The organism is Vreelandella malpeensis (assembly GCF_020622355.1).
In the GTDB taxonomy this organism is placed as follows: Bacteria; Pseudomonadota; Gammaproteobacteria; order Pseudomonadales; family Halomonadaceae; genus Vreelandella; species Vreelandella malpeensis.
Map to the genome: position 1 here is coordinate 191,664 of NZ_WHVL01000004.1, position 25,853 is coordinate 217,516.

The window sequence follows — 25,853 nt, forward strand, 5'->3', positions numbered from 1 at the left end:
CATCCATGAAAGCATTCCAGGTCAACGCCCCGCATGACTACCGCGTTGCCGAGATCGACGTACCGACCGCCGGCGCTGGCGAGGTGCTGGTGCGCGTTGCGTTCGCCGGTATCTGCGGCTCCGACATGCACATCATCCATGGCGACAACGCCTTCGTGCGTTTCCCGCGCATCACCGGCCACGAGTTCGCGGGGGTGATCGAGGCCGTAGGCGACGGTGTCGAGGGTAAACGCGTGGGCGAACGCGTCTGCGTCGATCCGGTCATCAGCTGCGGCCACTGTTATCCCTGCCACATCGGTCGGCCCAACGTGTGCAGCGCGCTGGAGGTGATCGGTGTGCACCGCAATGGCGGCTTCGAGGAGCTCGTCGCCGTGCCGGCGGCAAACGTGCATGCGCTTCCCGAACATATCGGCCTCGACGCCGCCGCACTGGTCGAGCCCTACACCATCGCCGCGAACGTGCTCGATCGCATGCAGCCGCATCCGGGCGACCGTCTCTTGATTCTCGGCGCCGGCGTGATCGGCATGACCATCCTGCAGATGGCCAGGGCCCTGGGGCTCGAGGAGATCATCGTCGTGGACGTGATCGACGAGCGCCTGGAGGCGGCGAAAAGCCTGGGCGCCACCCACGTCTTCAACAGCCGCACTCAGGACGTCGAGCAGGAAATCACCGCGCTGACCCAGGGCGAGGGCGTACCGCTGATCGCCGATGCCGCCTGCGTACCGGCGCTGCTGCCCCAGATGCTGCGCCTTGCCTCGCCCGCCGGGCGCATCGGCCTTCTGGGCTTCAGCGTCCAGCCAAGCGACCTGGTCCAGTTAGAGGTGATCAAGAAGGAGCTGACCCTGGTCGGCTCGCGGCTCAACAACCGCAAGTTTCCGGAGGTGCTCGAGCTCATGGCGAGCGGCCAGCTCGATCCGCTGGCGCTGGTCAGCCACCGCTTACCGCTTGTCGAGATGCCCGAAGCCATCGACATGCTCGACCACCGCCCGGAGGAGGCCCGCAAGGTGCTGATCCAGATCGGTACCTGAGGAAGATAGCCCACCACCACGCCCACTCATCAACACAGCGCTACCAACAACCAATAACGCAACAGTGCAGGAGTCACGACCATGATCAAGAAACTACTGACCAGTGCGGTTCTGGGAACCGTTCTTCTCGGCGCGCAGTCGGCGCTGGCAGCGGACTACACGCTGCGCTTTGGCCACCTGGCCAACGAGCAGAACATCTGGCACCAGGCTGCCGTGAAGTTCAAGGAGGAGGTGGAAGCCAACTCCGATGGCCGCATCGAGGTGCGCCTGTACCCGAGCGAGCAGCTCGGCAGCGAAATGGACGTGATCAACAGCATCCAGCTGGGCACCGCGGACATGACCATCACCGGCGAGAGCCTGCAGAACTGGGCGCCAAAGGCGGCCATGATGGCGGTGCCTTACGCGTTTCGCGACTCCGAGCATTTGAAGGCGGCGGTGGATGGCGAGATCGGTCGCGACATCGAGGAGCAGATCGTCGAGCGTACCAACCTGGTGCCGCTGGCCTGGTTCGAGCGCGGCCCGCGTGAGCTGACCTCCAACCGGCCGATCCGCACGCCGGAGGATCTGGACGGTTTGCGTCTGCGCGTGCCCAACGTGCCGCTGTTCGTCGATGTGTGGCAGGCGCTCGGCGCCCGCCCGACCCCGATGGCCTTCAGCGAAGTGTTCACCGCGCTTCAGCAGAACACCCTCGAAGGCCAGGAGAACCCGTTGAGCCTGATCGAGAGCGCGAGCTTCAACGAGGTGCAGGACTACGTCAACATGACCGGCCACGTGCGCAGCTGGATCTACGTGGTGATCGGCCGCAACCAGCTCGAGAACATGCCCGACGAGCTGCAGGACGTGGTACGCGAGGCGGCCCAGACCATGCAGAGTTACGAGGCGGAGCTGTTCGTCGAGGACCAGACTCGCCTGGAAGAGGCGTTGGCCGAGCGTGGCATGGAGTTCATCGAGGTGGATGTCGACGCCTTCGCCGAACAGGCCCGCCCGGCGGTGGTCGAGGCGCTGACACCCGAGCAGCGTGAGCTTTTCGACGCCATTCAAGACCTGTAAGACGCCAAGGCGAGAGCGGGCCGGCACTGCGCCGGCCCTCTTGTATTCGCAAGAGCCGTTTGCCCCGCGAGGAATTGTTTATGAGCTCGGATCAAAAAGCGCTGGAACAAGAGGCGTTGGAAAGTCTGGATTCGATGTCGACGGTACCCAGGTTTGAAGGCGCCGTCGGGCGCGTGATGGGCTGGGTCGATACCGTTTTTCTTACCCTGGCGGTGCTGGCGCTCGTCGCCATTGCCGTTACGGTCCTGCTCCAGGTGAGCGCGAGGCTCTTCCTGCCCATTTCGATTGCCTGGACCGAAGAGCTGTCGCGCTATCTGTTCATCTACATGGTGGCGCTCTCTGCCGGCGTGGTGATGCGCCAGCACCGCAACATCAGCGTCGAGCTTTTCCATCACGGGCTCGGCCCGCGCATGAAAGGCGCCTTCCAGGCACTGATCTGCCTGATGATCGGCGTGTTCGCCTTCATGGTACTGCCCTATGCATGGCAGTACGCCCAGAACGGAGCCTGGCAAACCTCGCCCACGCTGCGTATTCCCATGCTGTATATCTTCTTCTCGACGGTGGTCACCTTCGCACTGCTGCTGCTTTACAGCGCACTCGGGTGCCTTGAAGGTCTCGTCGCGATGTGCCGCCCAACCGTTCGCGCACAGGAGTCGTGAGCATGGAAGTCATCATTCTCTTCAGTGTTTTTCTCGTTCTGCTGGTGGTGGGCATGCCCATCGCCTTTGCGCTGGGCATCGCCTCGATGTCCTATCTGTTGCTCGAGGGCATCTCGCTGACCATCGTGCCCCAGCGCATGTACGCGGGTATCGACACCTTCGTGCTGCTGTGCATTCCCGGCTTCGTGCTGGCCGGCAACCTCATGAACGTGGGCAACATCACCGAGCACATCGTGCGCTTCTCGAACGCGTTGCTTGGCCACATTCGCGGCGGATTGGGCCTTGCCAACGTCGGCGGGTCGATGATCTTCGGCGGTATTTCCGGCACCGCCGTGGCGGATTCGGCGAGCATCGGCTCGGTAATGATTCCCGGCATGGCGCGCTCGGGCTACGACAAGCCCTTTGCCGCCGCCGTGACCGCAGCCTCGTCCACCGTCGGGCCGATCATTCCGCCCAGCGTGCCGATGATCATCGCGGGTTCCCTGAGCGGTATCTCGGTCGGGCGCATGTTCCTGGCCGGCGCCGTGCCTGGCATCCTCATGGGGCTTGCCATGATGGTGACGGTCTACATCCTGGCCGTGCGTCGCGGTTATCCCAAGGAGAAGCGCGTTCCGGTCCTGCAGCTTCTGCGCGAGGCCAAGACTGCCTTCTGGGCGCTGCTGATGACCGTCATCATTCTCTACGGCATCATCGGCGGCTTCTTCACCCCGACCGAAGCCTCCATCGTCGCCTGCCTTTACGCGCTGGTGGTCGGCATGTTCGTCTACAAGGGACTTACCCTGCGCAAGCTGCCGGGCATCCTGGTGGACACGGTGCTGACCTCCTCGGCGCTTCTGCTGATGGTGGGGCTCGCCAACCTGTTCGGCTGGATTCTCACCAGCGAGCAGATTCCGCAGATGATCGCCACGATGATCCTGTCGATCAGCGAGAACCCGCTGATCGTGCTATTGATCCTCAACCTGATCCTGCTGTTCGTCGGCGCCTTCATGGAAACCATCGCCGCGCTGATCATCCTGTTCCCGGCGCTTGTCGGCGTGGCGACCGGGGTGGGCGTGGACCCGGTACACTTCGCCGTCATCGCGGTGCTCAACCTGATGATCGGCCTGACCACGCCGCCGGTCGGGGTGTGCCTGTTCGTGGTCGCCGGTATCGGCAAGCTGCCGATGCTGACCGTGGCCCGCGCCATCGTGCCGTTTCTGCTCTGCAACCTGGGCGTGCTGCTGCTGGTCACCTACGTGCCGGCCATCTCGCTGTGGCTGCCGAACCTGCTGATGGGAAGTAACTGATCATGACGCTCGACCGTATCGAGGCGGCGCCGAAGGGCGCCGTCGGCATCGTTCACCTGGGCCTGGGCGCGTTTCACCGCGCCCACCAGGCGGTGTATCTCGAACGCTACCGGCAGCGCACCGGCGACGCCCAGTGGGGCATAAGCGCGGCGAACCTGCGCCGTGGGGCGCCACTGGTCGACGCGCTCGCCAAGGCGGGCTGTCATTATCATGTGGCGGAGTATCGCGACAGCGAGAGCGTCACGGTTCGTGAAGTCGGCGCCATCGAGGAGACGCTGTTCACCGGTCAAAATGCCCAGGGGCAGTGGGGGCGCGATCTCGAGGCGCTGCTGGCTCGGCTGGCGCGCCCGGAAACCCGCATCGTTACGCTCACCGTGACCGAGAAGGGCTACTTTCTCGATCCGGCCAGTGGCGCGCTGTTGCAGGACGACCCGATGATCCAGGCGGATATCGCCGCGCCGCACGCGCCGCGCACCGCCCCCGGTATTCTGGTCGAGGCGCTGCGCCAGCGCTTCGAGGCGGGCCTGGCCCCGTTCACCGTGCTCTGCTGCGACAACATGCCGGACAACGGCGAGCGCACCCGTCAGGCGGTGGCAGGGCTCGCCTGCGTGCACGACGCAGCGCTTGCCGACTGGATTCTCGCGCACGTCGCGTTTCCCTGCAGCATGGTCGATCGCATCGTGCCCGCCATGACCGACGAGGACTTTGCCGCGCTCGAAAGGCTGGGCGTCGCTGATACCAACGCGGTGGTGGGCGAGGCCTTCTCGCAATGGGTAATCGAGGATCGCTTTCCCCAGGGCCGCCCGACGTGGGAGGAGGAGGGCGTGACCATGGTTGCCGACGTCACCCCCTTCGAGGCCATGAAGCTTCGCATGCTCAACGGCAGCCACTCGCTGCTCGCCTATCTCGGTGCGCTGGCCGAGATCGAGACCGTGTTCGACGCCGTCTCGCAGGCGCCTTTTCGGGCGCTGCTCGATCGCTACATGCGCCAAGAGGCCGCCCCGACGCTGGCCATGCCGGAAGGCATCGACCTGAACACCTACGCGGATTCGCTTCTTGCCCGCTTCGCCAACGACAGCCTGCGTCACCGCCTCCAGCAGATCGCCATGGATGGCAGCCAGAAGCTGCCCCAGCGCTGGCTGCAGGTCGTCGAGGCCAACCTGGCCGCCGGGGGCGAGACCGCTTGCGTGGCGCTGGGTCTGGCCGGCTGGATTCGCTACACCGCCGGCAGCACGCTCGCCGGTCACGCGTTTCGTATCGACGACCCGATGGCCGAGACGCTCGGCGCGCTGCACGTGCGCCATGGCGACGACGCGAGCGCGTTGATCGATGCCTTCTTCACCCTCGGCGCCGTGATGCCGGCAGCGGTGGCTCAAGACGGCGCCTTCAAGGCCCAGGTGCTCGCGGCTTACCGTGCGCTCACCGAGCGCGGCGTCGCGTCCGCTATCGCCGACGTCACCCGCCTGAGTACTCGCTGAAAGGAGATTCCATGGAACATACCTGGCGCTGGTTCGGGCCTTCCGACCCCATCCAGCTCGCGGAAATTCGCCAGACCGGCGCGACCGGCATCGTCACCGCGCTGCACGACTTGCCCAACGACCGGGTCTGGTCGGTGGAGGCGATCAATGCGCGCAAGGCGATGATCGAGGCGGCGGGACTCACCTGGTCGGTGGTCGAGAGCGTGCCGGTGCCTGAGGCGGTCAAGAAGGGCTTGCCCGAGCGCGACGCGCTGATCGACACCTACTGCCAGACGCTGAGAAACCTCGCCGCCTGCGGCATCGATATCGTCTGCTACAACTTCATGCCGATCCTCGACTGGACGCGCACCGATCTCACCTACGCGCTGGCCGATGGCGCCCGGGCGCTGCGCTTCGACCAGACCGCTTTCGCCGCCTTCGATCTCTATTTGCTCGAGCGCCCCGGGGCGCTGGCGGAGTACTGCGAGGCCGACCAGCGCGATGCCAGACGGTATCTCGAGTCGCTCGACGAGGCGGGGCGCGCAAAGTTGATCGACACGCTGATCGCGGGGCTTCCCGGCGCCGAGGAGCACTACACCCTGGCGCAGTTTCGCGAGGCCCTGGCGGACTACGCCGAGATCGACGCCCAGGCGCTGCGCGAGAACCTGGCCTATTTTCTGCGCCGCGTCGTGCCGGTGGCCGAGGAGCTCGGTCTACGCCTGGCAATCCACCCGGACGACCCGCCGCGCCCGCTCCTGGGCTTGCCGCGGGTGGTCTCGACTCAGGCCGATGCCCAGTGGGTGATCGACTGCGCGCCGAGCCCGGCCAACGGTCTTACTTTCTGCACCGGCTCGTTTGGGGTGCGCGAGGACAACGACCTGGTGGCCATGGTGCGCCACTTCGCCTCGCACATCCACTTCGCGCACCTGCGCTCGACACAGCGCGAAGCCGACCCGCGCTCGTTCCACGAGGCGCCGCACCTGGCCGGCGACGTCGACATGGTCGGCGTCATCCGGGCCCTGGTGGAAGAGGAGCGCCGCCGCGAGCGCGAAGGCGGCGCGCGGCTGCCCATCCGCCCGGACCACGGCCACCATATGCTCGACGATCACGCCCGGGCCACCGCTCCGGGCTACCCGCTCTACGGGCGGCTGAGGGGGTTAGCCGAACTTCGCGGCGTGGAAATAGCGGTACGCCAGCTGGCATCAAACTGAGCCGGTCCCACTCAAGAACGCCCCGCCTGATGTCATCGGGCGGGGCGTTTTCATAGGGGGGGGCTGGATCGCAGAAGCTAGGCTTGCGCCATGCGGCGCAGGCGGGCGACCACCTCAGGCAGCTCATCGGCATGACGAATCTCCACGGCGCCTTGCGGAGTGCTTTCGTCTTCTGGGAAGTGGTTGAGGTGGATCACCTGCATACCGGCGGCAAGGCCCGCCTCGACCCCCACGGCGGCATCGTCGATGACGATGCAGCTGGCCGGTTCGTGGCCCATGGCGGCGGCGGCCCTCAGGTAGAGCTCTGGATCCGGCTTCCAGACGTTCAAGGTATAGGCGCTGAACAACCGGCCCTCGAAATGGTGCGCCAGGCCAGTGCTCTCCAACGCGCAGCGGATCTTGCGCTCCGGGCCGTTGGACACCACTGCCTTGGGGTGCGCCGCAAGCGCCTGCAAAGCATCGGGCATGCCGGGGATGGGTTTGAGCTGCGCGCGCATACGTTTTTCCATCAGCGCGCGCATCTCGGCTTCCAGCGCCGCGAAGCGCTCCTCCATCCACACGCCGTGACGCTCTTCGAGCAGCTGCACGATGGTGTAGAAGCGAATGCCGCGAAACTCCTCCATGTACTGCTGGGCCGAGAAGGGCAGGCCGAACTGCGGAAGCAATTCGGCCATGACGTTCGCCAACAGGATTTCGCTATCGACCAAGGTGCCGTCGTTGTCGAAGAGTAAACAGAGCGGTGATTGCATAAAAGCCCTATTGCTGATTGAGTGCTTCAGCATTGACCGGGCTAATGGGCGGCTGGTCTTGCAGGAAGCGTGTGAGGTTGTCTACTGCACGTTGAGCCATGGCCAGGCGAGTCTCTGAGGTTGCAGAGCCGATATGCGGCAGCGCGACGACGTTGGGAAGCGCAAGCAGCGGTGATTCGGCCGGTAGCGGCTCCTGCTCGAAGACGTCGAGGCCCGCGCCGCGAATCGTGCCCGCTTTGAGTGCCTCGGTCAGCGCGGCTTCGTCGACGACTTTGCCTCGCGAGATGTTGACTAGAAGAGCGGAGTCCTTCATTTGCGCCAGCTGGTCGGCGCCGATGAGCTTTTCGGTTTTCTTGGTCAGTGGCACGGTAAGGCAGACGAAATCGCTTTCGGCCAGCAGCTCGTCGAGTTCGCAGCGCGTGGCGCCAAGCTCACGTTCGAGTTCGGGCTTGGGAGATGAGAGGGCGTAGCGCACCTTCATGCCAAAGCCCAGCGCACCGCGACGGGCAACGGCCGCGCCGATACGGCCAAGCCCGACCATGCCCAGGGTCTTGCCGTGGATGTCGCTACCATAAAGCTCGGGGCCGGGTGATTTCTGCCACTTGCCCGCCTTGACCCACTCCGCCAGCTCGACGACGCGCCGGGCACTGGCAACGATCAGCGTGAACGCCAGGTCGGCCGTGGTTTCGGTCAATACGTCGGGGGCGTTGCACAGTAGCACACCACGCTTGCTCAAGGCGTCGACATCCATGGTGTCGTAGCCTACCGAGAACAGCGTGACGGCTTTAAGCTTCGGGGCCGCATCGAGGAAGGCATCATCGATGGTGAAACCAGAGCCAATGATGCCGTGCGCATCGGCAAGCGCTGCTTTTACCTCGGCGTCATCGGCGTTAAGCGGCTTGCCCAGGTCGATCAGGTGGGCATGGGGTTCGAGTTCCTGGCGCTGCGCTTTGCTGAGCTGTCCGGCGACGATAACGTTCTTTTTCATGCGTTCTCCTGTCGGGCTTTTGTGTAATGACTTTTTTTATCGATGCGTTTAGGCGTTTTCCAGTGCCTGTAAACGCGCGCGAGTGGGCAGACCTTCCATGTCGCCGACCACTTGGACCGCTTCGGCGCCGATCAGATTGCCGCGGCGCAGGGCCTGTTCTGGCGAGAGGCCTTCGAGCAGGGCGCTGATGGCCCCTACGGCGAAGCCGTCTCCCGCGCCAACGGTATCGATGACTTGGGCGACCGGCTTACCAGGTACCTCGCAGCTCTCTAATGTAGCGCCTAAACGGCCGCGGTAATAGCTGCCCTCAGGGCCCAGCTTGATGATCACGCCTTTGGTGCCGCGGGCAAGATACACATCGGCAATGGCCTCAGGCGTCTCTTCTCCGGTCAGCAAGCGCCCCTCGGCAAGGCCGGGTAATACCCAGTCGGCAAGGCTTGCCAGTTCGTTGAGCGTCTCTCGCATCACGGCTTCGCTTGGCCACAGGGTAGGGCGCAGGTTGGGGTCGAAGGAGATCGTTGCCCCAGCCGCGCGAGCGCGCTGCATCAGCTCCCGGGTCAGCGCCAGGGCGCTTGGCGAGAGCGCCGGGGTGATGCCGGTCGCGTGGAGGTGATCGAGCGCGGCGAAGTCGATCGCCTGGGCGTCTGCCGGGCAGAGGTGGCTCGCCGCACTTCCGCGGCGAAAGTACTCCACCCGCGGGTCGGCGCCGTTCTCGGCGCGCTCCTTGAACATCAGCCCCGTGGGGTGCGCCGGGTCGGTCTGAATGTAGCGGTCGTCGATGTCTTCGCTGGTAAGCGTGTGGCGAATGAACTCGCCCATGCTGTCGCGCCCCACGCGGCTCATCCAGCTGACCTTGAAGCCGAGCCGGGCAAGGCCAATGGCCACGTTGTTGTCGGCGCCGGCCAGACGGCGGTGGAAATGCTCGACGCCTGCGAGCGGTCCGGGCGTATCGGCGACCAGCATGCCCATGGCTTCGCCGAAGGTGAGAACGGATAGAGCAGAAGGGGAGGTGGCCATGCGTCGATCTCTCATCAAGGTAAGGCCGGCGGGGTGCCGGGTCGTCGGGTACTGCCGCGCGCGATCAGGTGCGGCGCGAAACGGGCAGGCGTCGAGCAATCATCGAGCAGACGGGCCAGCGCCGCCTCGGCGATCGCGTCAAAAGGCTGGGCGAGCGTGGTGATGCCAGGGCCGACCAGCGCACACCAGTCGAGCTCGTCGATGCCGAGCAGGCCGACCTCGCCCAGCGGCAGGTGCAGGGCGTTGAACGCCTGGGTCACGCTCAACGTCGCGGTGGCGTTGGCGCATAGCACCGCCGTCGGTGTTTCGTGTGCTTCACGCGTGAAGGTCCCGAGCGTCGTTAACAGCACTGCAGGCTCCAGCGTGGTCAGGGTCGTGACCGGAAACCCTCGCTTGGCGCTGCGCTCGATAAAACGCGCCAGCCGCGCCTTGCGCGCGCTGGCGGCCTGGGGCGCGTTGGTGACGAACAGCAGTGTCTCGTAGCCCTGGCCTTCAAGGTGATCGAGGGCCAGGTCCACCGCCAGGGCGTCGTCGAGGCCGACTGCCTCGCTTTCCAGGCTAGCGATTTCTCGGTCCAGAAGGACCACCGGCACCCCGCGATGTCGCAAGGCATGAAGCTGAGCGTGCGGGTCGCCGGCGGCGTTGACGATCACACCTTCCACCTGGTAGGCGGCCAGCAGTTCCAGGTGCCGGCGCTCCTGCTCCGGGTCGTTGTCGGTGTTGCAGACGATCAGGGCGTAGCCGCGCTCACGCGCCGCGCGCTCGACCGCGTGCACCGCCGCCACCGAGAAGGGGTTGCGGATATCCGCCACCACCATGCCCAGAAGCTTCGAGCCCGCGCCCTTGAGGCCCCGCGCCATCAGGTTGGGGTGATAGCCGAGCTCGCGGGCAGCCTGGTCGATACGCGCTTGCAGCGGCGCCGAGAGTCGGTCGCGCTCGCCGCTGAAAAAGCGCGAGACACTGGTCTTCGAGGTCCGGGCGCGATCGGCGACTTCGATCAGCGTTGCCCGGGAAGAATCTGCCATGATAATCGCTGCCTGATCTGTGTTGGGAACGTTCCCATGACGCAAAAGAGTAAGATCTTTACGTTGGCCTGGCAATATCGCCAAAAGTGGTAGATGGGGGGTGCCGTGGCAGCGCGCTTTCCCGGCAAGCGTTTTCGTCGTCGTCGGCGTAGACTAGCACCTTTGACAGTTCATCCGGCAGAGATCGAGCCCGACCATGCAGCCCCCTCATGAATTGACCCGCGAAGGCGATCGCTACTTCGACGGCATGGCCGAGAAGTTCTCGCGCTCGCTCTACCATGCGCCGCGCGGCGAACTGCGCCTCAAGATGCTCGATCATCTATTGCCGCAGATGCTCGCCCTCGACGGTCAGCCGGTGCTGGACGTCGGCGGTGGCCTGGGTCAGCAGGCAGCATGGTTCGCCGAGCGGGGTCACCCCGTCACCCTGGCGGAGCCCTCGGCGGACATGCTTGATTACGCTCGGGGCTTTCACGCCCAGCGCGAAACGCTGCCGCCCGGCGCCATCCGCTACCTGTCGACGTCTTTGCAGGCGCTGCCGGCAGAGGCGCCCGGCCCGTGGGGCGTGATCACCTGCCACGCGGTGCTCGAATGGCTGGGCGATCCGCGCGGGGCGCTCGCCATTCTGGCAGGGCTACTCGCACCCGGCGGCCAACTGAGCCTGATGGTGTTCAACCGCGATGCGCTACGCTTTTCCAACGCTGTGAAGGGCAACCTGGAAAAGGCGCTCAGCGACCGGCTCGAAGGCAAGGGGCGGCGCCAACGCCTTACGCCGATCTCGCCGGTCACTCACGATCAGATTACTGCCTGGACCGCCGAGAACGATTTGGTGCTCTCCCAGGTGGCCGGCATTCGCATCTTCCAGGACTACCTGCGCAAGCCCCTGGCAGACGATGTCGAGGAGGCGACCCTGCTCGCGCTGGAGAAGCATTATTGCCGCACCGAGCCTCACTGGCGCCTGGGGCGCTACCTGCTCTACACCCTGGCCCGACCCTATTGATTCAACCCGAGACCGATTCATGAGTGCCCAACTGCCTGCCTGCCAACTGCTCGAACGCTACCACGGCAACGCTTCCGAGCTCTGCTTCATCGCTGTGCCGGAGGACGACTGGCTGGTGAGCCGCTCGGCGGCCATGGTCAGCGACAATGTTGCGCTGCGAACCCGCTGGCAAAGTGCCGAACGTATCGCTTTCTCCCCCTTCGACGAGCATATCGTGCTGCCCGAGGCGCCGGTGGTGCTGTTCTGGCCCAAGGCGCACCAGCTGGGGCTGTGGTGGCTCGACTGGCTGTGTGCCACCTTGCCGGACGCCACCCCGCTCGAGATCGTCGGCGAGCACCAGGGCGGCATCAAGCGCGTGCCCAAGTTGCTCGACGAGCGTGGCCTTGGCTGGGACAAGCTGGACAACGCCCGGCGCTGTTCGCTTTACGCCACGCGCACCGTGAAGCGCGCCGCTCCCGACCCCTGGACGCGCTTTGGCGTTGGCGAGCTTTCACTGGTCAGTCACCCCGGCGTATTCGGCCACGGCAAGGTGGATGAAGGCACGCGGCTGCTGCTCGAGACCCTCGAGCGCGAGCTTCAAGGCTCCCCGCGCCGGGTGCTCGACATGGGCTGCGGCGACGGCATCATCACCGCTTGGCTCGCCAGGCGCGGTTTTGATGTGACGGCGGTGGACGTCAGCGCCTTCGCGGTGCAGGCCTGCCGGCGCACGCTCGAGGCCAACGACTTGACGGCGAGGGTCGTCGAGAGCAACGTCTACGCGGGCATCGACGGCGAGCGCTTTGATCTGATCGTCAGCAACCCGCCGTTTCACCAAGAGCGCGAGATCAGCTTCGGGCCGAGCGCGCGGCTGATCGAACGGGCGTGCGACCACCTGACGCCGCGCGGGCAGCTGGTGCTGGTGGCGAATGCGTTCCTGCCCTACCCGGACCTTCTCGACCGGGCGCTGGGCAGCTTCGAGACGCTGGCGGACAACCGCCGCTTCAAGGTCTACAGGGCCGGGCGCTGATTTTTTTGTACGGCGGCTTGGCGCTTTCGCCGCGCTCGATGGTCAAAGCGGCAAGCGCGCGTCGCGCGGGACGATTCAGTCGAGGAGAAGGGCATGGCGGTGAACACGAAAGGGGTCGTGGTACTGGCGAGCGCCGTGGCGCTGGGTGGGCTTCTGGCGCTGGGACTTGGCTGGGGTGGAAGCTATTTCAAGGGCGCCGCCGAGGTGTGGCAGCAGTCGTCGCGAAGCGTCACCGTGCGCGGGCTCGCCGAGCGCGAGGTGGCGGCGGATCTGGTGATGTGGCCACTCAACTACGCGGTGAGCGCCGATACGCTGACCGAGCTCGAGCAGCGCCTGAGCACTGATGAGCAGCGAGTACGCGACTTTCTCGCCGAGCGTGGCTTCGCCGCAGACGAGGTCAGCATGACACCGCCACGCATCACCGATCAGTACGCCAACACCTACGGCGGCGAGCGCCCGGACGAACGTTTTCGCGCCGAGGCCACGCTTCTCTTGCGCACCGACCGGGTGGACGACGTGATCCAGGCGGTGCCTGAGGCGACCGCGCTGGTGCGTCAGGGCGTGTTGCTTTCGCCTACCTACGAGTACCGCACCGAGTTCCTGTTCACCGGGCTCGACGCGATCAAGCCCGAGATGATCCGCGAGGCCACGGCGGATGCGCGAAGCGCCGCCCAGCAGTTCGCCGAGGACTCGGGAAGTGCCGTGGGCGGCATCAAGAGCGCGACCCAGGGCTACTTCTCCATCGAGGACCTGGACACCTACACCCCGCAGACCAAGCGCGTGCGCGTGGTCACCACCATCGACTATGCCCTGGAGTGATCTCAGGGCGATAGCATCGGCAGCCACAGGGCCAGCGCCAAAAGTGTGGCCAGCAGTACTGGCGGGGTGATCAGAAGCCCGATCTTCATGTATTGGCCCCAGCCGATGCGATACCCCTTGCCAGCGAGCACGTGCAGCCAGAGTAGCGTCGCAAGGCTTCCGATGGGCGTAAACTTTGGCCCCAGATCGTTGCCGATGACGCTCGCGTAGATCATCAGTTCTTGGGTCAGCCCTGGAAGCTCGGCTTGGTCTATCGCCAGCGCCGCCACCAGCGTGGAGGGCATGTTGTTCATTACTGACGCCACGAGGGCGACCAAAAAGCCGGTGCCGATCGTGGCCACGAAATGGCCTTGCCGCGCCAGCCACTCCAGCGCCTGTACGCCGTAGTCAGTGAGACCCGCGTTACCCAGCCCGTACACCACCAGATACATGCACAGCGAAAACAGCACGATTTGCCACGGCGCGCCGCGCAGCGCGTGAGTAACGGACACGCTGCCCCCCTTGCCGCCGCGCCACCAGCGCCCGGCCAATACCATCAACGAAAGCGCCGCCGCGCCGGTGATCAGCGCAATAGGCACGTTCAGCGGCGCGGTGACGAAATAGGCCGCCATGAGTAGCGCCAAAAGCGGGAACGCAGCCTTGAACACCAGCGGATCCTTCACCGCCGCGTGCGGCGTTTCGAGCTTTGCCACTGAGTACCTGGCCGGTATCCGGCGCCCGAACGCGATCCAGAGCACGCCAAGCGTGGTGGCAAGCGATACCAGGTTGACCGGCACCATGACCTGGGCGTAGCGGTCGAAACCGATACCGAAGTAGTTGGCGGTGACGATGTTGACCAAATTGGAGATCACCAAGGGAAGGCTCGTGGTGTCCGCGACGAACCCGGTGGCGATAATGAAAGCCAGCGCCGCGGGGGGCGAAAAATCCAGGCGCAGTAAAATTGCGATCACGATGGGGGTAAGCAGCAGCGCCGCGCCATCATTGGCGAAAAAGGCCGCGATGAACGCGCCCAGCACGACCACCAGCGGGAACAGCAGATGGCCCCGGCCATTGCCCCAACGCGCCACGTGAAGCGCCGCCCAGGCGAAAAAGCCGGCCTCATCGAGCAAAAGCGAAATAATGATGAGCGCCACGAAGGTGAACGTCGCATCCCAGACGATCTCCCAGATGACGGCCACCTCGCCTGCTTGCACCACTCCCGTCAGCAGCGCTGCCACGGCGCCGCCCAGCGCGCTCCAGCCAATGCCGAGCCCCTTGGGCTGCCAGATCACCAGTACCAGGGTGACGATGAAAATGGTCAACGCCAGCATGGCATCAGTTACTCATCGGGGAGGAGGGCGACACCTGTTCGCCATCCTCTTTGGTAAATGTGTCCACCGGATTCTCCAGCAGTGCGAAGACCCGCTCCGAAGGGCGGCACAGTCGTGCCCCCTTGTCGGTCACGACGATCGGGCGGTTGATCAGGATGGGATGGGCGATCATGGCATCGATGAGCGTCTGATCGTCCACCTTGGGGTCATCGAGGTCCAGCTCGCGGTAGAGGGCCTCCTTCTGGCGCAAAAGCTCTCGGGGCGTGATGCCCATCATCGTGATCAATGCCACCAGACGCTCCTGGCTGGGCGGCGTCGTCAGGTATTCGATTACTTCGGGCGGCTCGTGAGAGGCCTGCATGATGGCCAGCGTATTACGCGAGGTGCCGCAAGTGGGGTTGTGATAGATCACGGCGGTCATGAAGTGGCCTCCTTTGGCGACAGCGACGGGCAGGCCGTCAGGGTATCGATAAGCGGTTGACACAGTGCAGGGTCGCCTTGGCAGCAGTCGCTGACGAGAAAGGTGAGTATGCGCTGCATATGATCGAGGTCAGCACGGTAGATGATCGAGCGGCTCTCGCGCCGGGAGTTGACCCAGCCCGCGCGTGCAAGCACCGCAAGATGCGCCGAAAGAGTGTTATGGGGAACGTCGAGCGCCCGTGCGATCCCACCGGCGGGTAAACCGCCGGGTTCGTGGCGCAAGAGCAGGCGTAGCGTTTCCAGGCGAGTCGGTTGGGAGAGCGCGCTGAAACTTGAGATAGCATCGTTTATTTCCATATGTCCAGTATTATGGACATAATAAGCCAAGGCAAGTGTTTCATCGAAAGTTCATGAAACGCGCTAGGCTATTTATCCAGGCGCATCAGAGCAGGCAATCAGGCACCGGAATAACGGATGGCAGTCACGACATAGAAATCCTCGCCGCTCGGGGTCTGCACGGTGATTTCGTCATCCACTTCCTTGCCGAGCAGCGCCTTGGCCATCGGCGAATCGACGCTGATCCAGCGCTTCTGGGTGTCGATCTCGTCGTGGCCGACGATGCGCAGGTCGAGCAGCTTGCCGTCGTCGTTCTCCAGGCTCACGAAGGCGCCGAAGAAGACCTTGTCGGTGTTGGCCGGCAGGCGATCGACCACCTGCAGCTCGTCGAGGCGCTTGGTCAGGTAGCGAATGCGCGCGATCACCCGGTTGAGCTCTTTCTTGTTGTAGGTGTAGTCGGCGTTTTCAGAGCGATCGCCCAGGGCGGCGGCTTCACCCACCTTGGCGGAGAGCGCCGGGCGCTTCACCCGCGAAAGATGGTCGAGGATGCCGCGCAGGCGTTCGGCGCCCGCCTGGGTGATCAGGTTGCTCTTGGGGGCCTGGCGCGGGTCCTTGGCCGGATCGCGCCAGCGGGTCATGTTACGGCCTTTCATGGGCACTTCCTCATTGAGCAGCAGGGCCAGGTGAGCGCGTCGTCTCGGCGGGCGACGATTACTCCTGGCGAGTCATTCAAACGTTCGTTACAGTGATCTGAGAGCGAGCGTCGCTCGCTCTATGACCCTTTTCAGGCGACAACAATAAACAAGGAGCTTTCCATGCGCACGCACTCTTCTCGCTGGCTGATGGCCTTGGCACTCGGCGGCGCCCTTGCGCTGTCACCGCTTGCCGCCAGCGCCTACCAGGACGAGCTGTTCTCCCTGAAGAATCGCTGGGAGCACACGGTGACGGAGCTTCCCGCCAACCAGCGCCAGGGCACCCTCGAGGCGTTGAGCAACGAAGCCACGACGCTCGCCGAGCAGAACCCGGGGACTGCCGATGTACTGGTGTGGCAGGGCATCATTCTGGCCTCCTACGCCCGCGAGCGGGGCGGGCTCGGCGCACTCGGTACCGCCAAGCAGGCGCGCGACGTGCTCGAGCGCGCCATCGAGATCGATCCTCAGGGCAGCAACGGCTCGGCCTACGTCACCCTGGGCGCGCTTTACGACCGGGCACCGGGGCGGCCGCTGGGCTTTGGCAACAGCGATACCGCCGAGCGAATGTTTCAGCGGGCGCTCGAGATTCGCCCGGATGGTATCGACGTCAACTACTACTACGCGGCGTTCCTGAAAGAGGAGGGCGATACCGAAGGCGCCCGCCGGTACGCAGAGCGTGCCGTGGAAGGCACCGCCCGCGACAATCGCCAGCTCTCGGACGAAGCCCTTCGTCGTGAGGCGCAGGGGTTTCTGCAGTCGCTCTAGCACGACGCAAATTGGCATTCCCGGCGGCAAGCATTGATAATGGACCGATTGTGTCGACCGGGAGTGCCCCATGGCATCCAGCCTCTTGCCGCCGCTCGCTCCTGAGCTTGCGAGCCCCGAACTCACCCGCGCGGACGTGACCCTCGAAAAGCGCGAGACCCTTTATCAAGGGTTTTTCCGTCTCGAGGAGCTGACGCTCAAGCATCGCCTTTTCGAAGGCGGCGAGAGCCGGACGATGCGGCGTGAAATCCACAGCCGCTTCGACGCCGTCGGCGTGTTGCTGTACGACCCGCAGCGCGATGCGGTGGTGCTGGTCGAGCAGTTTCGCGCCGGCGCCATCGACGATCCGCGCTCGCCTTGGAAACTCGAGCTGGTGGCCGGGCTCGTCGAGAAGGGCGAGACGCTCGAGGCGGTCGCCCGCCGCGAGGCCATGGAGGAGGCCGGATGCGAGGTGAATGACCTGACCCTGCTGCACACCTACTACCCGAGCCCTGGCGCCTGCAACGAGCGGGTCACGCTGTTTTGCGGGCTGGTGGATACCGCAAACCTCGGCGGCATTCACGGCCTGGCCGAGGAGCACGAGGACATTCGCGTTCACGTACTGAGTTTTTCTGCGGTGTGGGAGCTTCTCGGCCAAGGGCGGCTCGACAACGCCATGTGCTTGATCGGGCTCTACTGGCTCAACGGCCAGCGCGCCACGCTGCGCGCCGCCCCTCATCAAGCGCCGAGCCCCCGTGAGTTTCCAAGGAGCGAAGATGGCTAGAGCCGCCTACGTCACCGACCTGCGATCGCTGCAAGGCGAGTGCAGTGCCAACTATGCCCGCCTGCTGCGCCTGGTGGGCGATCTGGAGGCCGGCCAGCAGCGCGATATCGCCCTGCATCAGGACGCGCGTCACCTGGGCGAGCTGCACCTGGCGGTGCTGGAGCAGGCGCCTTACACCACCATGATCGAACTCACTCAGAGCGGCCCGCTTGACGGCGTGCTCGAGGGACCGCGCATGCGCGTGCATCTCTATCACGACGTGCGCATGGCCGAAGTCACCGATTTCCAGCGCCAGCGCCACTTCAACGGCCGCTACCGCTACCCCAATGCCAAGATGCACCAGCCGGACGAGAAGCTGCAGCTCAACCGCTTTCTGGGCGAGTGGCTGGCTCACGGGCTGGCCCACGGCCACGCCTACGACATGCCCGAGCTGCCCTGATGCGCCTTATCCAGATCACCGATGCTCACCTGCACGCTGACAAGCGCGCCCGCTCGCGTAGCGGCGTGCCCTGGCGCCAGTTCGAGCGTGTGCTGGCGCAAGTGATGCGGGAGCGTCCGGACGTGGTGCTGCTTAGCGGCGACGTCAGCCAGGACGAGACGCTGGCCTCCTACCAGCACGCCTGCCGCGCCCTCGAGGGTCTTGCGTGCCCGTGGTTCTGGATTCCCGGCAACCACGACCAGCCCGAGCTGATGGTCGAGTGCCACCCGCTGATCGACGAGGTCGACCTCGGTAGTTGGCGTCTTTTGCTGCTCGATACCCGAGTGGCGCAGATGCCCCACGGCGAACTCGGTACCGAGCGGCTGGCGGCCCTGAGCGAGGCGCTCGAGCAAAGTGACAGGCCCGTGGTCATTGGCTTGCATCATCCCCCGGTCGAGGTCGGCGCGGCGTGGATGGACGCCATCGGGCTCAAGGATCGCGACGCGTTCTGGCAGACCCTGACGCGCTATCCGCAGGTCAAGATCGTGCTGTTCGGCCATGCTCACCAGGCGTTTGCCCACCGTCGATCTCTGGGCGAGCACAGCGTCGAGGTCTACGGCTGCCCGGCGATGGCGGATCAGTTCATGCCCGGGGCGAAGGCGTTCGCCATCGACGAGGCGTCCCGTCCCGGCTATCGCATCGTCGAGCTGCGCGGCGACGAATGGCAGACCTGGGTGGAGCGGGTGAACCTTTGATCCTGACGTAAGCGTCAGCGGTTAGTTATTAAAAGAATAAAAAGATAGTTATTAATTCTTTCGAGTTATTAATTGGACGCGTTACCCTACTCCCATTGATCAGAATGAGGTGAATGCCGCGCGCCGTATGGATCGGACGCGGCCCGCCCAGAGGGAGTAGGCAATGACCCAGTTCAAAGCTCCGCCGAGCCAAGAGCGGCGCGAGACTTCCATCGCGATCGACGGCGCGCGACTGACGCATCTCAAGCAGCTCGAGGCCGAGTCGATCCACATCATTCGTGAAGTGGCTGCCGAGTTCGCCAACCCGGTGATGATGTACTCCATCGGCAAGGACTCCTCGGTCATGCTTCACCTGGCGCGCAAGGCTTTCCATCCGGGTACGCCGCCGTTTCCGCTGCTGCACGTGGATACCACCTGGAAATTCCGCGAGATGATCGAGTTTCGCAACCGTATGGCGCGTGAAGCCGGCATGGAGCTTCTGGTGCACACCAACGAAGAGGGCCGGGCGGCGAACATCAACCCCTTCGATCACGGCAGCGCCAAGTACACCGACATCATGAAGACCCAGGCGCTCAAGCAGGCGCTGGACAAGTACGGTTTCGATGCCGCCTTCGGCGGCGCGCGGCGCGACGAGGAGGCCTCGCGCGCCAAGGAGCGTGTCTACTCGTTTCGCGACAAGTACCACCGCTGGGACCCGAAGAGCCAGCGTCCGGAGCTCTGGAACGTCTACAACGCCAAGGTCAACAAGGGCGAGTCGATCCGCGTCTTCCCGCTCTCCAACTGGACCGAGCTCGATATCTGGCAGTACATCTACCTGGAGTCGATCCCGATCGTGCCGCTCTACTACGCGGCGCCGCGCCCCATCGTCGAGCGCGACGGCATGCAGGTAATGGTCGATGACGAGCGCCTGCCGATGGCACCCGGTGAGGTGCCCGAGCAAAAATCCGTGCGCTTTCGCACCCTGGGCTGCTACCCGCTGACGGGCGCGGTCGAGTCCACGGCGGCAACTCTGCCCGAGATCATTCAGGAAATGCTGCTGACGCGCACCAGCGAGCGCAGCGGCCGGGCGATCGATCGCGATCAGGTAGGCTCCATGGAGAAGAAAAAGCGCGAGGGGTATTTCTGATGGCACACCAATCGAACTTGATCGCCGACAACATCGAGCAGTACCTGCACGAGCACGAGAACAAGGATCTCTTGCGCTTTATCACCTGCGGCAGTGTCGACGACGGCAAATCGACCTTGATAGGGCGGATGCTGCACGACTCGAAGATGATCTTCGAAGACCAGCTCGCCGCCATCACCCAGGCCTCGAAAACCAGCGGTACCACCGGGGATGCGGTGGATCTGGCGCTGCTGGTCGACGGGCTGCAGTCCGAACGCGAACAGGGCATCACCATCGATGTCGCTTACCGGTTCTTCTCTACCGACAAGCGCAAGTTCATCATCGCCGACACGCCGGGGCACGAGCAGTACACCCGCAACATGGCCACTGGCGCCTCGACCGCGAGCCTTGCAGTGATCCTGATCGACGCGCGCTATGGCGTCCAGACCCAGACCCGTCGCCACAGCTTCATCGCCGACCTGCTGGGTATCCAGCATCTGGTCATCGCGGTCAACAAGATGGATCTGGTCGATTTCTCCGAGGAGCGTTTCAACGAGATCAAGCGCGACTATCAGGCGTTTGCCACCAACCTCGACGCCCCGGACATCCGTTTCGTGCCGCTGTCGGCGCTGACCGGCGACAACGTGGTCAACAAGAGCGAGCGCACGCCCTGGTACTTTGGTCCTGGCTACGAGGGCAAGACGCTGATCGAGCTTCTGGAGAGTGTCGAGCTCAGCCATGACCAGAACCTGTCGGATCTGCGTCTGCCGGTGCAGTACGTGAATCGCCCGAATCTGGATTTTCGCGGCTACTGCGGAACGCTTGCCGCCGGCCTCCTGCGCCCGGGGCAGCGGGTCAAGGCCTTGCCCTCCGGCAAGACGTCGCGGGTCGAGCGCATCGTCACTTTCGATGGTGACCTGAGCGCAGCCTACCCGGGGCAGGCGATCACCGTCACCCTCGAGGACGAGATCGATATCTCCCGCGGCGACTGGCTGGTCCAGGCCGACGCCGAGGTGCCTATCTCCAACGCCTTCACGGCGGACATCGTCTGGATGCACGAGGATGCCCTCACGCCAGGCAAGCTTTATGATTTCAAGCTCGCCACGCGGGATCTGTCCGGCGAGGTTCGCGCCATCGAGTACCAGGTGGACGTGAACACGCTTGAAAAGCACCCCGCCCAATCGCTCGAGCTCAACGCCATCGCCCGCTGCGAGGTGGAACTGACCGCGAGTATTCCGCTCGAGGACTACCGCGCAAGCCCCGGCACAGGCAGCTTCATTCTCATCGACCGGCTCACCAACGTGACCGTCGGTGCCGGCATGATTCGCGGCGTGACAAGCGAGCGCGAGGTTTCGACCAGCACCGACTGGGCCGCTTTCGAGCGCGACCTCAACGCTCTGGTGCGCAAGCATTTCCCGCACTGGGAAGCCAAGGACATCGCCAAGCTGTTCTGACCGTTCGCGTCTCGAAACCGGGCCGGCCCTTCAATGAAGGGCCGGCTTTTTTTATCCCTATTCTGCTTGGCTTGTACAAGATTTTTTGCCCGTGCTATCTAGCCTGGTTCTATATTAGCGCTTGACGATTGTACAAGATGGGCCACACTTGTAAGGCGTTGTACGGCATGGCCGCAACGCGTAGTTGCAACGAGCAGTTACCACGAGCAGTTATCACGAGTAGCTACCACGATTAGCTACCACGAGTAGTCACCACGAAATGTCCTCATCACGAAATGGAGAGCATGATGAATCAAGCACTGAACGGTAAACGTGTCGCGATCCTGTCTGCCGACGGTTTCGAAGAGTCCGAGCTGAGCGTTCCGCGCGCCTCGCTGCAGAAAAACGGTATCGAGGTACATATCGTCACGCCGACCGGCAAGGGCATTCGCGCCTGGGCAGAAACCGAGTGGGGCGACACCTACGAGGCCGACAAGGCGCTTTCCGACGCTTCCGAGTCCGATTACCACGCGCTGGTACTGCCGGGCGGCCTGTTCAACCCGGATGAGCTTCGTACCAACGAGGACGCACTGAGTTTCGTCAAAGCGTTCTTCCAGGCCGGCAAGCCGGTGGGCGCGATCTGCCACGCGCCGTGGATCTTGATCAACGCCGGTGTAGTCGACGGTCGTGAGATGACCTCGGTGCATAGCATCGCTCAGGATCTCAAGAATGCCGGCGTGAAATGGGTCGATGAAGCCGTGGTATGTGATCAGGCGCTGGTCACCAGTCGTACGCCTGAAGACCTCGACGCTTTTTGTGCCAAGCTGCTAGAGGAGATTCAGGAAGGCAAGCATTCGGGTCAGCACGCCTGATGGCGTGGTACCGCCAGTGGGCAAGTTTCGTCAAGCGGCTTGCCCACATTGTCGCCAAGCCCATGAAGCGCGACAGCGGTCGCGGAGGGATGGTCGTCCATCCCTACCGTGGCTACGGGTCGCAAAAGGAAGTTTTCGTCATGGGGCGGGTGTTTCGACAGGCGGCGCTTGGCCGTGCCATTCCCCGGCGCGGCATTCTGCGTGATACCGCCGATGTCACTCGGCGCATCTTTCGTCGTGGTTTCAAAGAAGCAGAAGTCGAGCTGAACGTCGGCAGCAATACGCTGACACTCACTACCGACCGCGATGGCTATTTCGATGCTCATCTGCCCATCGAACACGATCTTCCCATCGACATTTCCTGGCACCGCGCGGACATTCTTGTGCGTGCCGAAGGCCAGACGCCGGTGCGCACCAGCGCGGAAGTCTACGTGCCGCCGCCGGAAGCCGATCTTCTGGTGATCAGCGATATCGATGACACCGTGATGTTCACCGGTGTTGCCGAAAAGCTCAAGATGCTCTATCGGCTGTTCGTGCGCAAGCCGCATCGACGCACCGCCTTTCCCGGTGTGGCCTCGCTCTATCAGGCGCTTTATCGAGGCGTCAGCGAGAAGGCCGAACGGCCGATTCTCTACGTCTCGCGCGGGCCTTGGGCGATCTACGAGATGCTTGAGGCGTTTTTCCAGATGAACCGCATTCCCGTCGGGCCGATCCTGTTTCTGCGCGAGTGGGGCATCTCCTGGCGCAAGCCCTGGCCACGCAAGGCCGAGGATCACAAGCGCGATCTGATCGACCGGATGCTGGGGCTCTACGACGAGATGCCCTGCATCTTGATCGGTGATAGCGGCCAACACGACCCAGAGGTCTATACCGAGGTAGTGAAGGCCTACCCAGGCCGCATCAAGGCCATCTACATTCGCCGGGTGGATAAGGACCCCAAACGCCAGGAGGCCATCGAGCGGCTTCGCGACGAGCTGGCCGGCACGGATTGCGACCTGGTACTGGCCGCCGACAGTGTATTGATGGCAGAGCATGCCCACCGGCAGGGCCGAATTTCCCGGCGCGGACTGGATGCGGTCAAGCGCGATGTCAAGGAGCACCTGGCCGAGGAAGAGGCGGAGCAGGCTGGCATCTCACAGTGAACGGCGTGTAAACGCCGATCGCTCGTGGTACAAGGGGGCACTCCCGCTCGAGCACTCCCCATGATCGTTCTTCTTGTCGTATTGGCACTCGCCATCTTTCTGCTTCCCAACCTGTGGGCGCAATGGGTGCTCAAGCGCCATGCCCGGGGCCGCGACGACTATCCGGGCAGCGGCAGTGAGCTCGCAAGCCACCTGCTGCGCCGTTTCGGCCTCGATCATGTTGCGGTGGAGATGAGCGAGCAGGGCGATCACTACGACCCGCTGGCCAAGGCGGTGCGCCTCTCTCCGGATCATTTCGACGGGCGTTCGCTCACCGCCGTGACCGTCGCCGCCCACGAGGTCGGCCACGCCCTCCAGCACGCCGAAGGCTACGCTCCGCTGGTGGCGCGCAGCCGCATGGTCGGTGTGGCACAGAAAGCCGAAAAGCTCGGTGCGCTCCTGATGATGGCCGCCCCCTTCCTCTTCATCCTCACCCGCCTGCCCGGCGGGCTCGCCGCGGTAATCGCCATTGCCGTCGTCAGCTTCGGCACCGCTGCCGTCGTGCACCTGGTCACGCTGCCGGTCGAGTTCGACGCCAGCTTCAACCGCGCGCTTCCGCTACTCAAGGAGTACGTGCCGCCTTCTGATATGAACGGCGCGCGCCACGTGCTCACCGCCTGCGCCTTCACCTACGTGGCGGCCTCGCTCGCCAGTGTCTTGAATCTGGGGCGGTGGCTGGTGATCTTGCGGCGTTAATTGCCGGGCTTGTTGGCCACAACGATCGCCCGCCGTGGCGCCGGATAACCCTCGATCGTGCGTGTGGGGTCTTCGGGGTCGAGGAAATCCGCAAGCGACTGATAGGTCATCCACTCGGTGGAGCGCTGCTCGGAAAGCGTTGTCGGGGCTTCATCGACCACGCGAACGTTCTCGAAACCGCAGCGTGTCAGCCAGTGGCACAGTGCTTTGGAAGAGGGCAGGAAGTAGACGTTGGGCATCGCCGCGTAGCGCTCGCCGGGGACGAACACCGTCTGCTCGTCGCCTTCGACCACCAGGGTTTCCAGCACCAGTTCGCCGCCGGGGGCAAGGGCGGCTTTCAACTGGTTCAGGTGCTCAAAGGGCGAGGCGCGGTGATAGAGCACGCCCATGGAGAACACGGTATCGAAAAAGCCCAGGTTCTCCGGCACGTCCTCGATGCCCACCGGCAGAAAGTGGGTGCGGTGGCCATCCGCGTCGCCGACGAAGTGGCGCACCGCCTGGAACTGCCAGTAGAAGCGCGGCGAGGGGTCGATCACCAGCACGAAGGCGGCCCCTGCGCCGGCCATGCGCCAGGCGTGATAGCCGCTGCCGCCGCCGACATCGAGTACCTTGCGGTACCTCAAGTCGGACAGATGCGGCGCCACGCGCTGCCACTTCCAGTCCGAGCGCCATTCGGTGTCGATCTCGATGCCGCCAAGGTTGAACGGCCCCTTGCGCCAGGGCGCGAGTTTCTTGAGCAGGTTGAAGCACTGGCGCCGTTGGCTCTCGTCGAGCGCCATCTCGACGCTGACCGTATCGGCGTCGAGCGCGACTTGGCGCGCCTCGGGAAGCGCCGGTAGCTTCTTCACCGCCTTCTCCCAGGCCGAGAGATCGCCGTGGCGTTTCTTGTCTAACCCCGTGGCCAGCTGGGCGGGTAATCGGGCGAGCCAGGGCAGCAGGGCCTCGTTGTCTGCGGCCAGGTCGAGAAACGCCTGGTAGAGGCCGCGGTGATCATCCGGTAGCGCCACCTCAGGCCTCCTTGAACGCGATCAACGAGGCGAAGTTCAGGTACTGGAACCAGGTCATCGAACGGGGAAAGCCCGCCGTCTGCAGGCGCTCGTGCAGTGCGTCGAGGCTGTCGGGAACCAGCACGTTCTCGAGCGCGGTGCGCTTCTGGCTGATCTCGAGCTCCGAGTAGCCATTGGCACGCTTGAAGTCGTGGTAGCGCTCCACCCGCCAGGCGTTGTCGCGCTCGTCCGGGTCGACGGTCTTCTCCGACAGGATCAGCACGCCACCGGGTTCAAGGGCTGCATAGAGCCTTGCAAGCAGGACGTCGCGGTCATCCGGCGGCAGAAACTGCAGCGTGAAGTTGAGAATGATCATGCCCGACGACGCGTACTCGAGGGTGCGGATGTCCTCCTCGAGCACCGTCATGGCGTGTTCCGGGCATTCGGTGGAGAAGGTGTCGCGCGCCTTCTCCACCATGGCCGGCGAGACATCGACCCCGGTATAGCGAAAAGCGTCCGCGGGCAGGGCGCCGGCCAGTGCCAGGCCCGAGGCGCCGAGCGAGCAGCCCAGGTCATAGATGTGGGCACCGTGACGCAGATGACGCTTCGCGATCAGGCTCAGCATGCCGAGAATCTGGCCGTATCCCGGGATCGATCGGCGAACCATGTCGGGGAAGCACGCCACCACCTGCTCGTCGAAAGAGAAGCGGGCCACCCGGTCAAGGGGTGTCGAAAAGATAGCGTCACGGTAAGATGCGTTACTCATGGGCAAGCCAGGATAGAAAGTGGAGGTTGCGTAGTTTACGCGCCCTTGACAACCCGCGACAGT

At 64.2% G+C, this 25,853-nt stretch carries 28 protein-coding genes; 18 read left to right on the plus strand and 10 right to left on the minus strand.

Features of this window, described 5'->3' with window-relative positions; genetic code table 11:
- The first annotated feature begins 5 nt into the window (after positions 1 to 5).
- From GEV37_RS10850 to uxuA, 6 genes are all read left to right on the plus strand, one after another.
- Positions 6 to 1,028 (plus strand): Zn-dependent oxidoreductase, encoded by a 1,023-nt coding sequence (locus GEV37_RS10850; RefSeq protein WP_227390269.1) that lies wholly within the window; start codon positions 6 to 8, stop codon positions 1,026 to 1,028.
- 81 nt (positions 1,029 to 1,109) lie between these two features.
- The gene (locus tag GEV37_RS10855) at positions 1,110 to 2,078 is read left to right on the plus strand and encodes a TRAP transporter substrate-binding protein (RefSeq protein ID WP_227390270.1); all 969 of its coding nucleotides are present in this window, start codon (positions 1,110 to 1,112) and stop codon (positions 2,076 to 2,078) included.
- Between the two features lie 80 nt (positions 2,079 to 2,158).
- Complete coding sequence (locus GEV37_RS10860) at positions 2,159 to 2,737, plus strand: TRAP transporter small permease (protein ID WP_227390271.1); 579 nt, start codon at positions 2,159 to 2,161, stop codon at positions 2,735 to 2,737.
- A 2-nt stretch (positions 2,738 to 2,739) separates the two neighbouring features.
- The gene (locus GEV37_RS10865; protein WP_227390272.1) at positions 2,740 to 4,023 is read left to right on the plus strand and encodes a TRAP transporter large permease; all 1,284 of its coding nucleotides are present in this window, start codon (positions 2,740 to 2,742) and stop codon (positions 4,021 to 4,023) included.
- Positions 4,024 to 4,025: 2 nt separating this feature from the next.
- Positions 4,026 to 5,501 carry a mannitol dehydrogenase family protein gene (locus GEV37_RS10870; protein ID WP_227390273.1) on the plus strand — a complete coding sequence of 492 codons (1,476 nt, stop codon included), beginning with the start codon at positions 4,026 to 4,028 and terminating at the stop codon, positions 5,499 to 5,501.
- Positions 5,502 to 5,512: 11 nt separating this feature from the next.
- A complete protein-coding gene (gene uxuA / locus GEV37_RS10875; protein ID WP_227390274.1) occupies positions 5,513 to 6,691 on the plus strand; it encodes a mannonate dehydratase in 1,179 nt (392 codons plus the stop codon).
- Positions 6,692 to 6,768: 77 nt separating this feature from the next.
- Here the strand turns inward: uxuA and GEV37_RS10880 are convergent, their stop codons facing one another.
- Genes GEV37_RS10880 through GEV37_RS10895 form a run of 4 tightly spaced genes read right to left on the minus strand, consistent with a single transcriptional unit; the run spans position 6,769 to position 10,470 of the window.
- Complete coding sequence (locus tag GEV37_RS10880) at positions 6,769 to 7,440, minus strand: HAD family hydrolase (RefSeq protein ID WP_227390275.1); 672 nt, start codon at positions 7,438 to 7,440, stop codon at positions 6,769 to 6,771.
- 7 nt (positions 7,441 to 7,447) lie between these two features.
- Positions 7,448 to 8,428 carry a 2-hydroxyacid dehydrogenase gene (locus GEV37_RS10885; RefSeq protein ID WP_227390276.1) on the minus strand — a complete coding sequence of 327 codons (981 nt, stop codon included), beginning with the start codon at positions 8,426 to 8,428 and terminating at the stop codon, positions 7,448 to 7,450.
- 48 nt (positions 8,429 to 8,476) lie between these two features.
- The gene (locus GEV37_RS10890) at positions 8,477 to 9,445 is read right to left on the minus strand and encodes a sugar kinase (RefSeq protein WP_227390277.1); all 969 of its coding nucleotides are present in this window, start codon (positions 9,443 to 9,445) and stop codon (positions 8,477 to 8,479) included.
- A 14-nt stretch (positions 9,446 to 9,459) separates the two neighbouring features.
- Entirely contained in the window at positions 9,460 to 10,470 is a 1,011-nt protein-coding gene (locus tag GEV37_RS10895; protein WP_227390278.1) for a substrate-binding domain-containing protein, read from the minus strand.
- Positions 10,471 to 10,666: 196 nt separating this feature from the next.
- Here GEV37_RS10895 and GEV37_RS10900 point away from each other — a divergent pair, with 196 nt between their 5' ends.
- The 3 genes from GEV37_RS10900 to GEV37_RS10910 all read left to right on the plus strand — a co-directional run bounded on the left by GEV37_RS10900 (position 10,667) and on the right by GEV37_RS10910 (position 13,292).
- Entirely contained in the window at positions 10,667 to 11,467 is an 801-nt protein-coding gene (locus GEV37_RS10900; RefSeq protein ID WP_227390279.1) for a methyltransferase domain-containing protein, read from the plus strand.
- A 19-nt stretch (positions 11,468 to 11,486) separates the two neighbouring features.
- Complete coding sequence (locus GEV37_RS10905) at positions 11,487 to 12,473, plus strand: methyltransferase (protein ID WP_227390280.1); 987 nt, start codon at positions 11,487 to 11,489, stop codon at positions 12,471 to 12,473.
- Between the two features lie 93 nt (positions 12,474 to 12,566).
- Positions 12,567 to 13,292, plus strand: a complete 726-nt coding sequence (locus GEV37_RS10910; protein ID WP_227390281.1) for an SIMPL domain-containing protein — start codon at positions 12,567 to 12,569, stop codon at positions 13,290 to 13,292.
- A gap of 2 nt (positions 13,293 to 13,294) precedes the next feature.
- Here GEV37_RS10910 and GEV37_RS10915 read toward each other — a convergent pair whose 3' ends face one another.
- From GEV37_RS10915 to greB, 4 genes are all read right to left on the minus strand, one after another.
- Positions 13,295 to 14,602 (minus strand): arsenic transporter, encoded by a 1,308-nt coding sequence (locus tag GEV37_RS10915; protein ID WP_227390282.1) that lies wholly within the window; start codon positions 14,600 to 14,602, stop codon positions 13,295 to 13,297.
- Between the two features lie 4 nt (positions 14,603 to 14,606).
- The gene (gene arsC / locus GEV37_RS10920; RefSeq protein WP_227390283.1) at positions 14,607 to 15,023 is read right to left on the minus strand and encodes an arsenate reductase (glutaredoxin); all 417 of its coding nucleotides are present in this window, start codon (positions 15,021 to 15,023) and stop codon (positions 14,607 to 14,609) included.
- Positions 15,020 to 15,379 carry an ArsR/SmtB family transcription factor gene (locus GEV37_RS10925; RefSeq protein ID WP_227390284.1) on the minus strand — a complete coding sequence of 120 codons (360 nt, stop codon included), beginning with the start codon at positions 15,377 to 15,379 and terminating at the stop codon, positions 15,020 to 15,022. Before GEV37_RS10925 ends, arsC begins: the two co-directional genes overlap by 4 nt.
- Before the next feature lie 98 nt (positions 15,380 to 15,477).
- Entirely contained in the window at positions 15,478 to 16,011 is a 534-nt protein-coding gene (greB, locus tag GEV37_RS10930; RefSeq protein ID WP_227390285.1) for a transcription elongation factor GreB, read from the minus strand.
- A gap of 162 nt (positions 16,012 to 16,173) precedes the next feature.
- Between greB and GEV37_RS10935 the strand changes: the two genes are divergently transcribed.
- The 9 genes from GEV37_RS10935 to GEV37_RS10975 all read left to right on the plus strand — a co-directional run bounded on the left by GEV37_RS10935 (position 16,174) and on the right by GEV37_RS10975 (position 24,038).
- Entirely contained in the window at positions 16,174 to 16,815 is a 642-nt protein-coding gene (locus GEV37_RS10935; protein WP_227390286.1) for a tetratricopeptide repeat protein, read from the plus strand.
- Positions 16,816 to 16,885: 70 nt separating this feature from the next.
- On the plus strand, positions 16,886 to 17,578 hold the full coding sequence (locus GEV37_RS10940; RefSeq protein ID WP_227390287.1) for an NUDIX domain-containing protein: 693 nt from the start codon (positions 16,886 to 16,888) through the stop codon (positions 17,576 to 17,578).
- Positions 17,571 to 18,017 (plus strand): DUF1249 domain-containing protein, encoded by a 447-nt coding sequence (locus GEV37_RS10945; protein WP_227390288.1) that lies wholly within the window; start codon positions 17,571 to 17,573, stop codon positions 18,015 to 18,017. Before GEV37_RS10940 ends, GEV37_RS10945 begins: the two co-directional genes overlap by 8 nt.
- Positions 18,017 to 18,751 (plus strand): metallophosphoesterase, encoded by a 735-nt coding sequence (locus tag GEV37_RS10950; protein ID WP_227390289.1) that lies wholly within the window; start codon positions 18,017 to 18,019, stop codon positions 18,749 to 18,751. The genes GEV37_RS10945 and GEV37_RS10950 overlap by 1 nt, the downstream gene beginning before the upstream one ends.
- 163 nt (positions 18,752 to 18,914) lie before the next feature.
- Positions 18,915 to 19,877: a sulfate adenylyltransferase subunit CysD gene (gene cysD, locus GEV37_RS10955; RefSeq protein WP_227390290.1), complete on the plus strand. Its 963-nt coding sequence runs from the start codon at positions 18,915 to 18,917 to the stop codon at positions 19,875 to 19,877.
- Positions 19,877 to 21,310, plus strand: a complete 1,434-nt coding sequence (cysN, locus tag GEV37_RS10960) for a sulfate adenylyltransferase subunit CysN (protein WP_227390291.1) — start codon at positions 19,877 to 19,879, stop codon at positions 21,308 to 21,310. The genes cysD and cysN overlap by 1 nt, the downstream gene beginning before the upstream one ends.
- A gap of 287 nt (positions 21,311 to 21,597) precedes the next feature.
- Complete coding sequence (locus GEV37_RS10965; protein ID WP_227390292.1) at positions 21,598 to 22,161, plus strand: type 1 glutamine amidotransferase domain-containing protein; 564 nt, start codon at positions 21,598 to 21,600, stop codon at positions 22,159 to 22,161.
- The gene (locus GEV37_RS10970) at positions 22,161 to 23,303 is read left to right on the plus strand and encodes an App1 family protein (protein WP_227390293.1); all 1,143 of its coding nucleotides are present in this window, start codon (positions 22,161 to 22,163) and stop codon (positions 23,301 to 23,303) included. Before GEV37_RS10965 ends, GEV37_RS10970 begins: the two co-directional genes overlap by 1 nt.
- A 60-nt stretch (positions 23,304 to 23,363) precedes the next feature.
- Positions 23,364 to 24,038: a zinc metallopeptidase gene (locus GEV37_RS10975; protein WP_227390294.1), complete on the plus strand. Its 675-nt coding sequence runs from the start codon at positions 23,364 to 23,366 to the stop codon at positions 24,036 to 24,038.
- Here the strand turns inward: GEV37_RS10975 and cmoB are convergent.
- Positions 24,035 to 25,045 (minus strand): tRNA 5-methoxyuridine(34)/uridine 5-oxyacetic acid(34) synthase CmoB, encoded by a 1,011-nt coding sequence (gene cmoB, locus GEV37_RS10980; protein ID WP_227390295.1) that lies wholly within the window; start codon positions 25,043 to 25,045, stop codon positions 24,035 to 24,037. The two genes, GEV37_RS10975 and cmoB, sit on opposite strands and share 4 nt — an antisense overlap.
- 1 nt (position 25,046) lies before the next feature.
- Complete coding sequence (gene cmoA, locus GEV37_RS10985) at positions 25,047 to 25,790, minus strand: carboxy-S-adenosyl-L-methionine synthase CmoA (RefSeq protein ID WP_227390296.1); 744 nt, start codon at positions 25,788 to 25,790, stop codon at positions 25,047 to 25,049.
- Positions 25,791 to 25,853 lie beyond the last annotated feature (63 nt).

Coding starts and splice junctions, on each gene's coding strand:
- GEV37_RS10870 (WP_227390273.1), top strand. CDS start 4,026: ATGACGCTCGACCGTATCGAGGCGGCGCCGAAGGGCGCCGTCGGCATC.
- GEV37_RS10850 (WP_227390269.1), top strand. CDS start 6: ATGAAAGCATTCCAGGTCAACGCCCCGCATGACTACCGCGTTGCCGAG.
- GEV37_RS10965 (WP_227390292.1), top strand. CDS start 21,598: ATGAATCAAGCACTGAACGGTAAACGTGTCGCGATCCTGTCTGCCGAC.
- GEV37_RS10950 (WP_227390289.1), top strand. CDS start 18,017: ATGCGCCTTATCCAGATCACCGATGCTCACCTGCACGCTGACAAGCGC.
- GEV37_RS10905 (WP_227390280.1), top strand. CDS start 11,487: ATGAGTGCCCAACTGCCTGCCTGCCAACTGCTCGAACGCTACCACGGC.
- uxuA (WP_227390274.1), top strand. CDS start 5,513: ATGGAACATACCTGGCGCTGGTTCGGGCCTTCCGACCCCATCCAGCTC.
- cmoA (WP_227390296.1), bottom strand. CDS start 25,790: ATGAGTAACGCATCTTACCGTGACGCTATCTTTTCGACACCCCTTGAC.
- GEV37_RS10880 (WP_227390275.1), bottom strand. CDS start 7,440: ATGCAATCACCGCTCTGTTTACTCTTCGACAACGACGGCACCTTGGTC.
- greB (WP_227390285.1), bottom strand. CDS start 16,011: ATGAAAGGCCGTAACATGACCCGCTGGCGCGATCCGGCCAAGGACCCG.
- cysD (WP_227390290.1), top strand. CDS start 18,915: ATGACCCAGTTCAAAGCTCCGCCGAGCCAAGAGCGGCGCGAGACTTCC.
- GEV37_RS10855 (WP_227390270.1), top strand. CDS start 1,110: ATGATCAAGAAACTACTGACCAGTGCGGTTCTGGGAACCGTTCTTCTC.
- GEV37_RS10910 (WP_227390281.1), top strand. CDS start 12,567: ATGGCGGTGAACACGAAAGGGGTCGTGGTACTGGCGAGCGCCGTGGCG.
- GEV37_RS10975 (WP_227390294.1), top strand. CDS start 23,364: ATGATCGTTCTTCTTGTCGTATTGGCACTCGCCATCTTTCTGCTTCCC.
- GEV37_RS10915 (WP_227390282.1), bottom strand. CDS start 14,602: ATGCTGGCGTTGACCATTTTCATCGTCACCCTGGTACTGGTGATCTGG.
- GEV37_RS10860 (WP_227390271.1), top strand. CDS start 2,159: ATGAGCTCGGATCAAAAAGCGCTGGAACAAGAGGCGTTGGAAAGTCTG.
- GEV37_RS10865 (WP_227390272.1), top strand. CDS start 2,740: ATGGAAGTCATCATTCTCTTCAGTGTTTTTCTCGTTCTGCTGGTGGTG.
- GEV37_RS10890 (WP_227390277.1), bottom strand. CDS start 9,445: ATGGCCACCTCCCCTTCTGCTCTATCCGTTCTCACCTTCGGCGAAGCC.
- GEV37_RS10970 (WP_227390293.1), top strand. CDS start 22,161: ATGGCGTGGTACCGCCAGTGGGCAAGTTTCGTCAAGCGGCTTGCCCAC.
- GEV37_RS10945 (WP_227390288.1), top strand. CDS start 17,571: ATGGCTAGAGCCGCCTACGTCACCGACCTGCGATCGCTGCAAGGCGAG.
- GEV37_RS10940 (WP_227390287.1), top strand. CDS start 16,886: ATGGCATCCAGCCTCTTGCCGCCGCTCGCTCCTGAGCTTGCGAGCCCC.
- GEV37_RS10885 (WP_227390276.1), bottom strand. CDS start 8,428: ATGAAAAAGAACGTTATCGTCGCCGGACAGCTCAGCAAAGCGCAGCGC.
- GEV37_RS10925 (WP_227390284.1), bottom strand. CDS start 15,379: ATGGAAATAAACGATGCTATCTCAAGTTTCAGCGCGCTCTCCCAACCG.
- cysN (WP_227390291.1), top strand. CDS start 19,877: ATGGCACACCAATCGAACTTGATCGCCGACAACATCGAGCAGTACCTG.
- GEV37_RS10935 (WP_227390286.1), top strand. CDS start 16,174: ATGCGCACGCACTCTTCTCGCTGGCTGATGGCCTTGGCACTCGGCGGC.
- arsC (WP_227390283.1), bottom strand. CDS start 15,023: ATGACCGCCGTGATCTATCACAACCCCACTTGCGGCACCTCGCGTAAT.
- GEV37_RS10895 (WP_227390278.1), bottom strand. CDS start 10,470: ATGGCAGATTCTTCCCGGGCAACGCTGATCGAAGTCGCCGATCGCGCC.
- GEV37_RS10900 (WP_227390279.1), top strand. CDS start 10,667: ATGCAGCCCCCTCATGAATTGACCCGCGAAGGCGATCGCTACTTCGAC.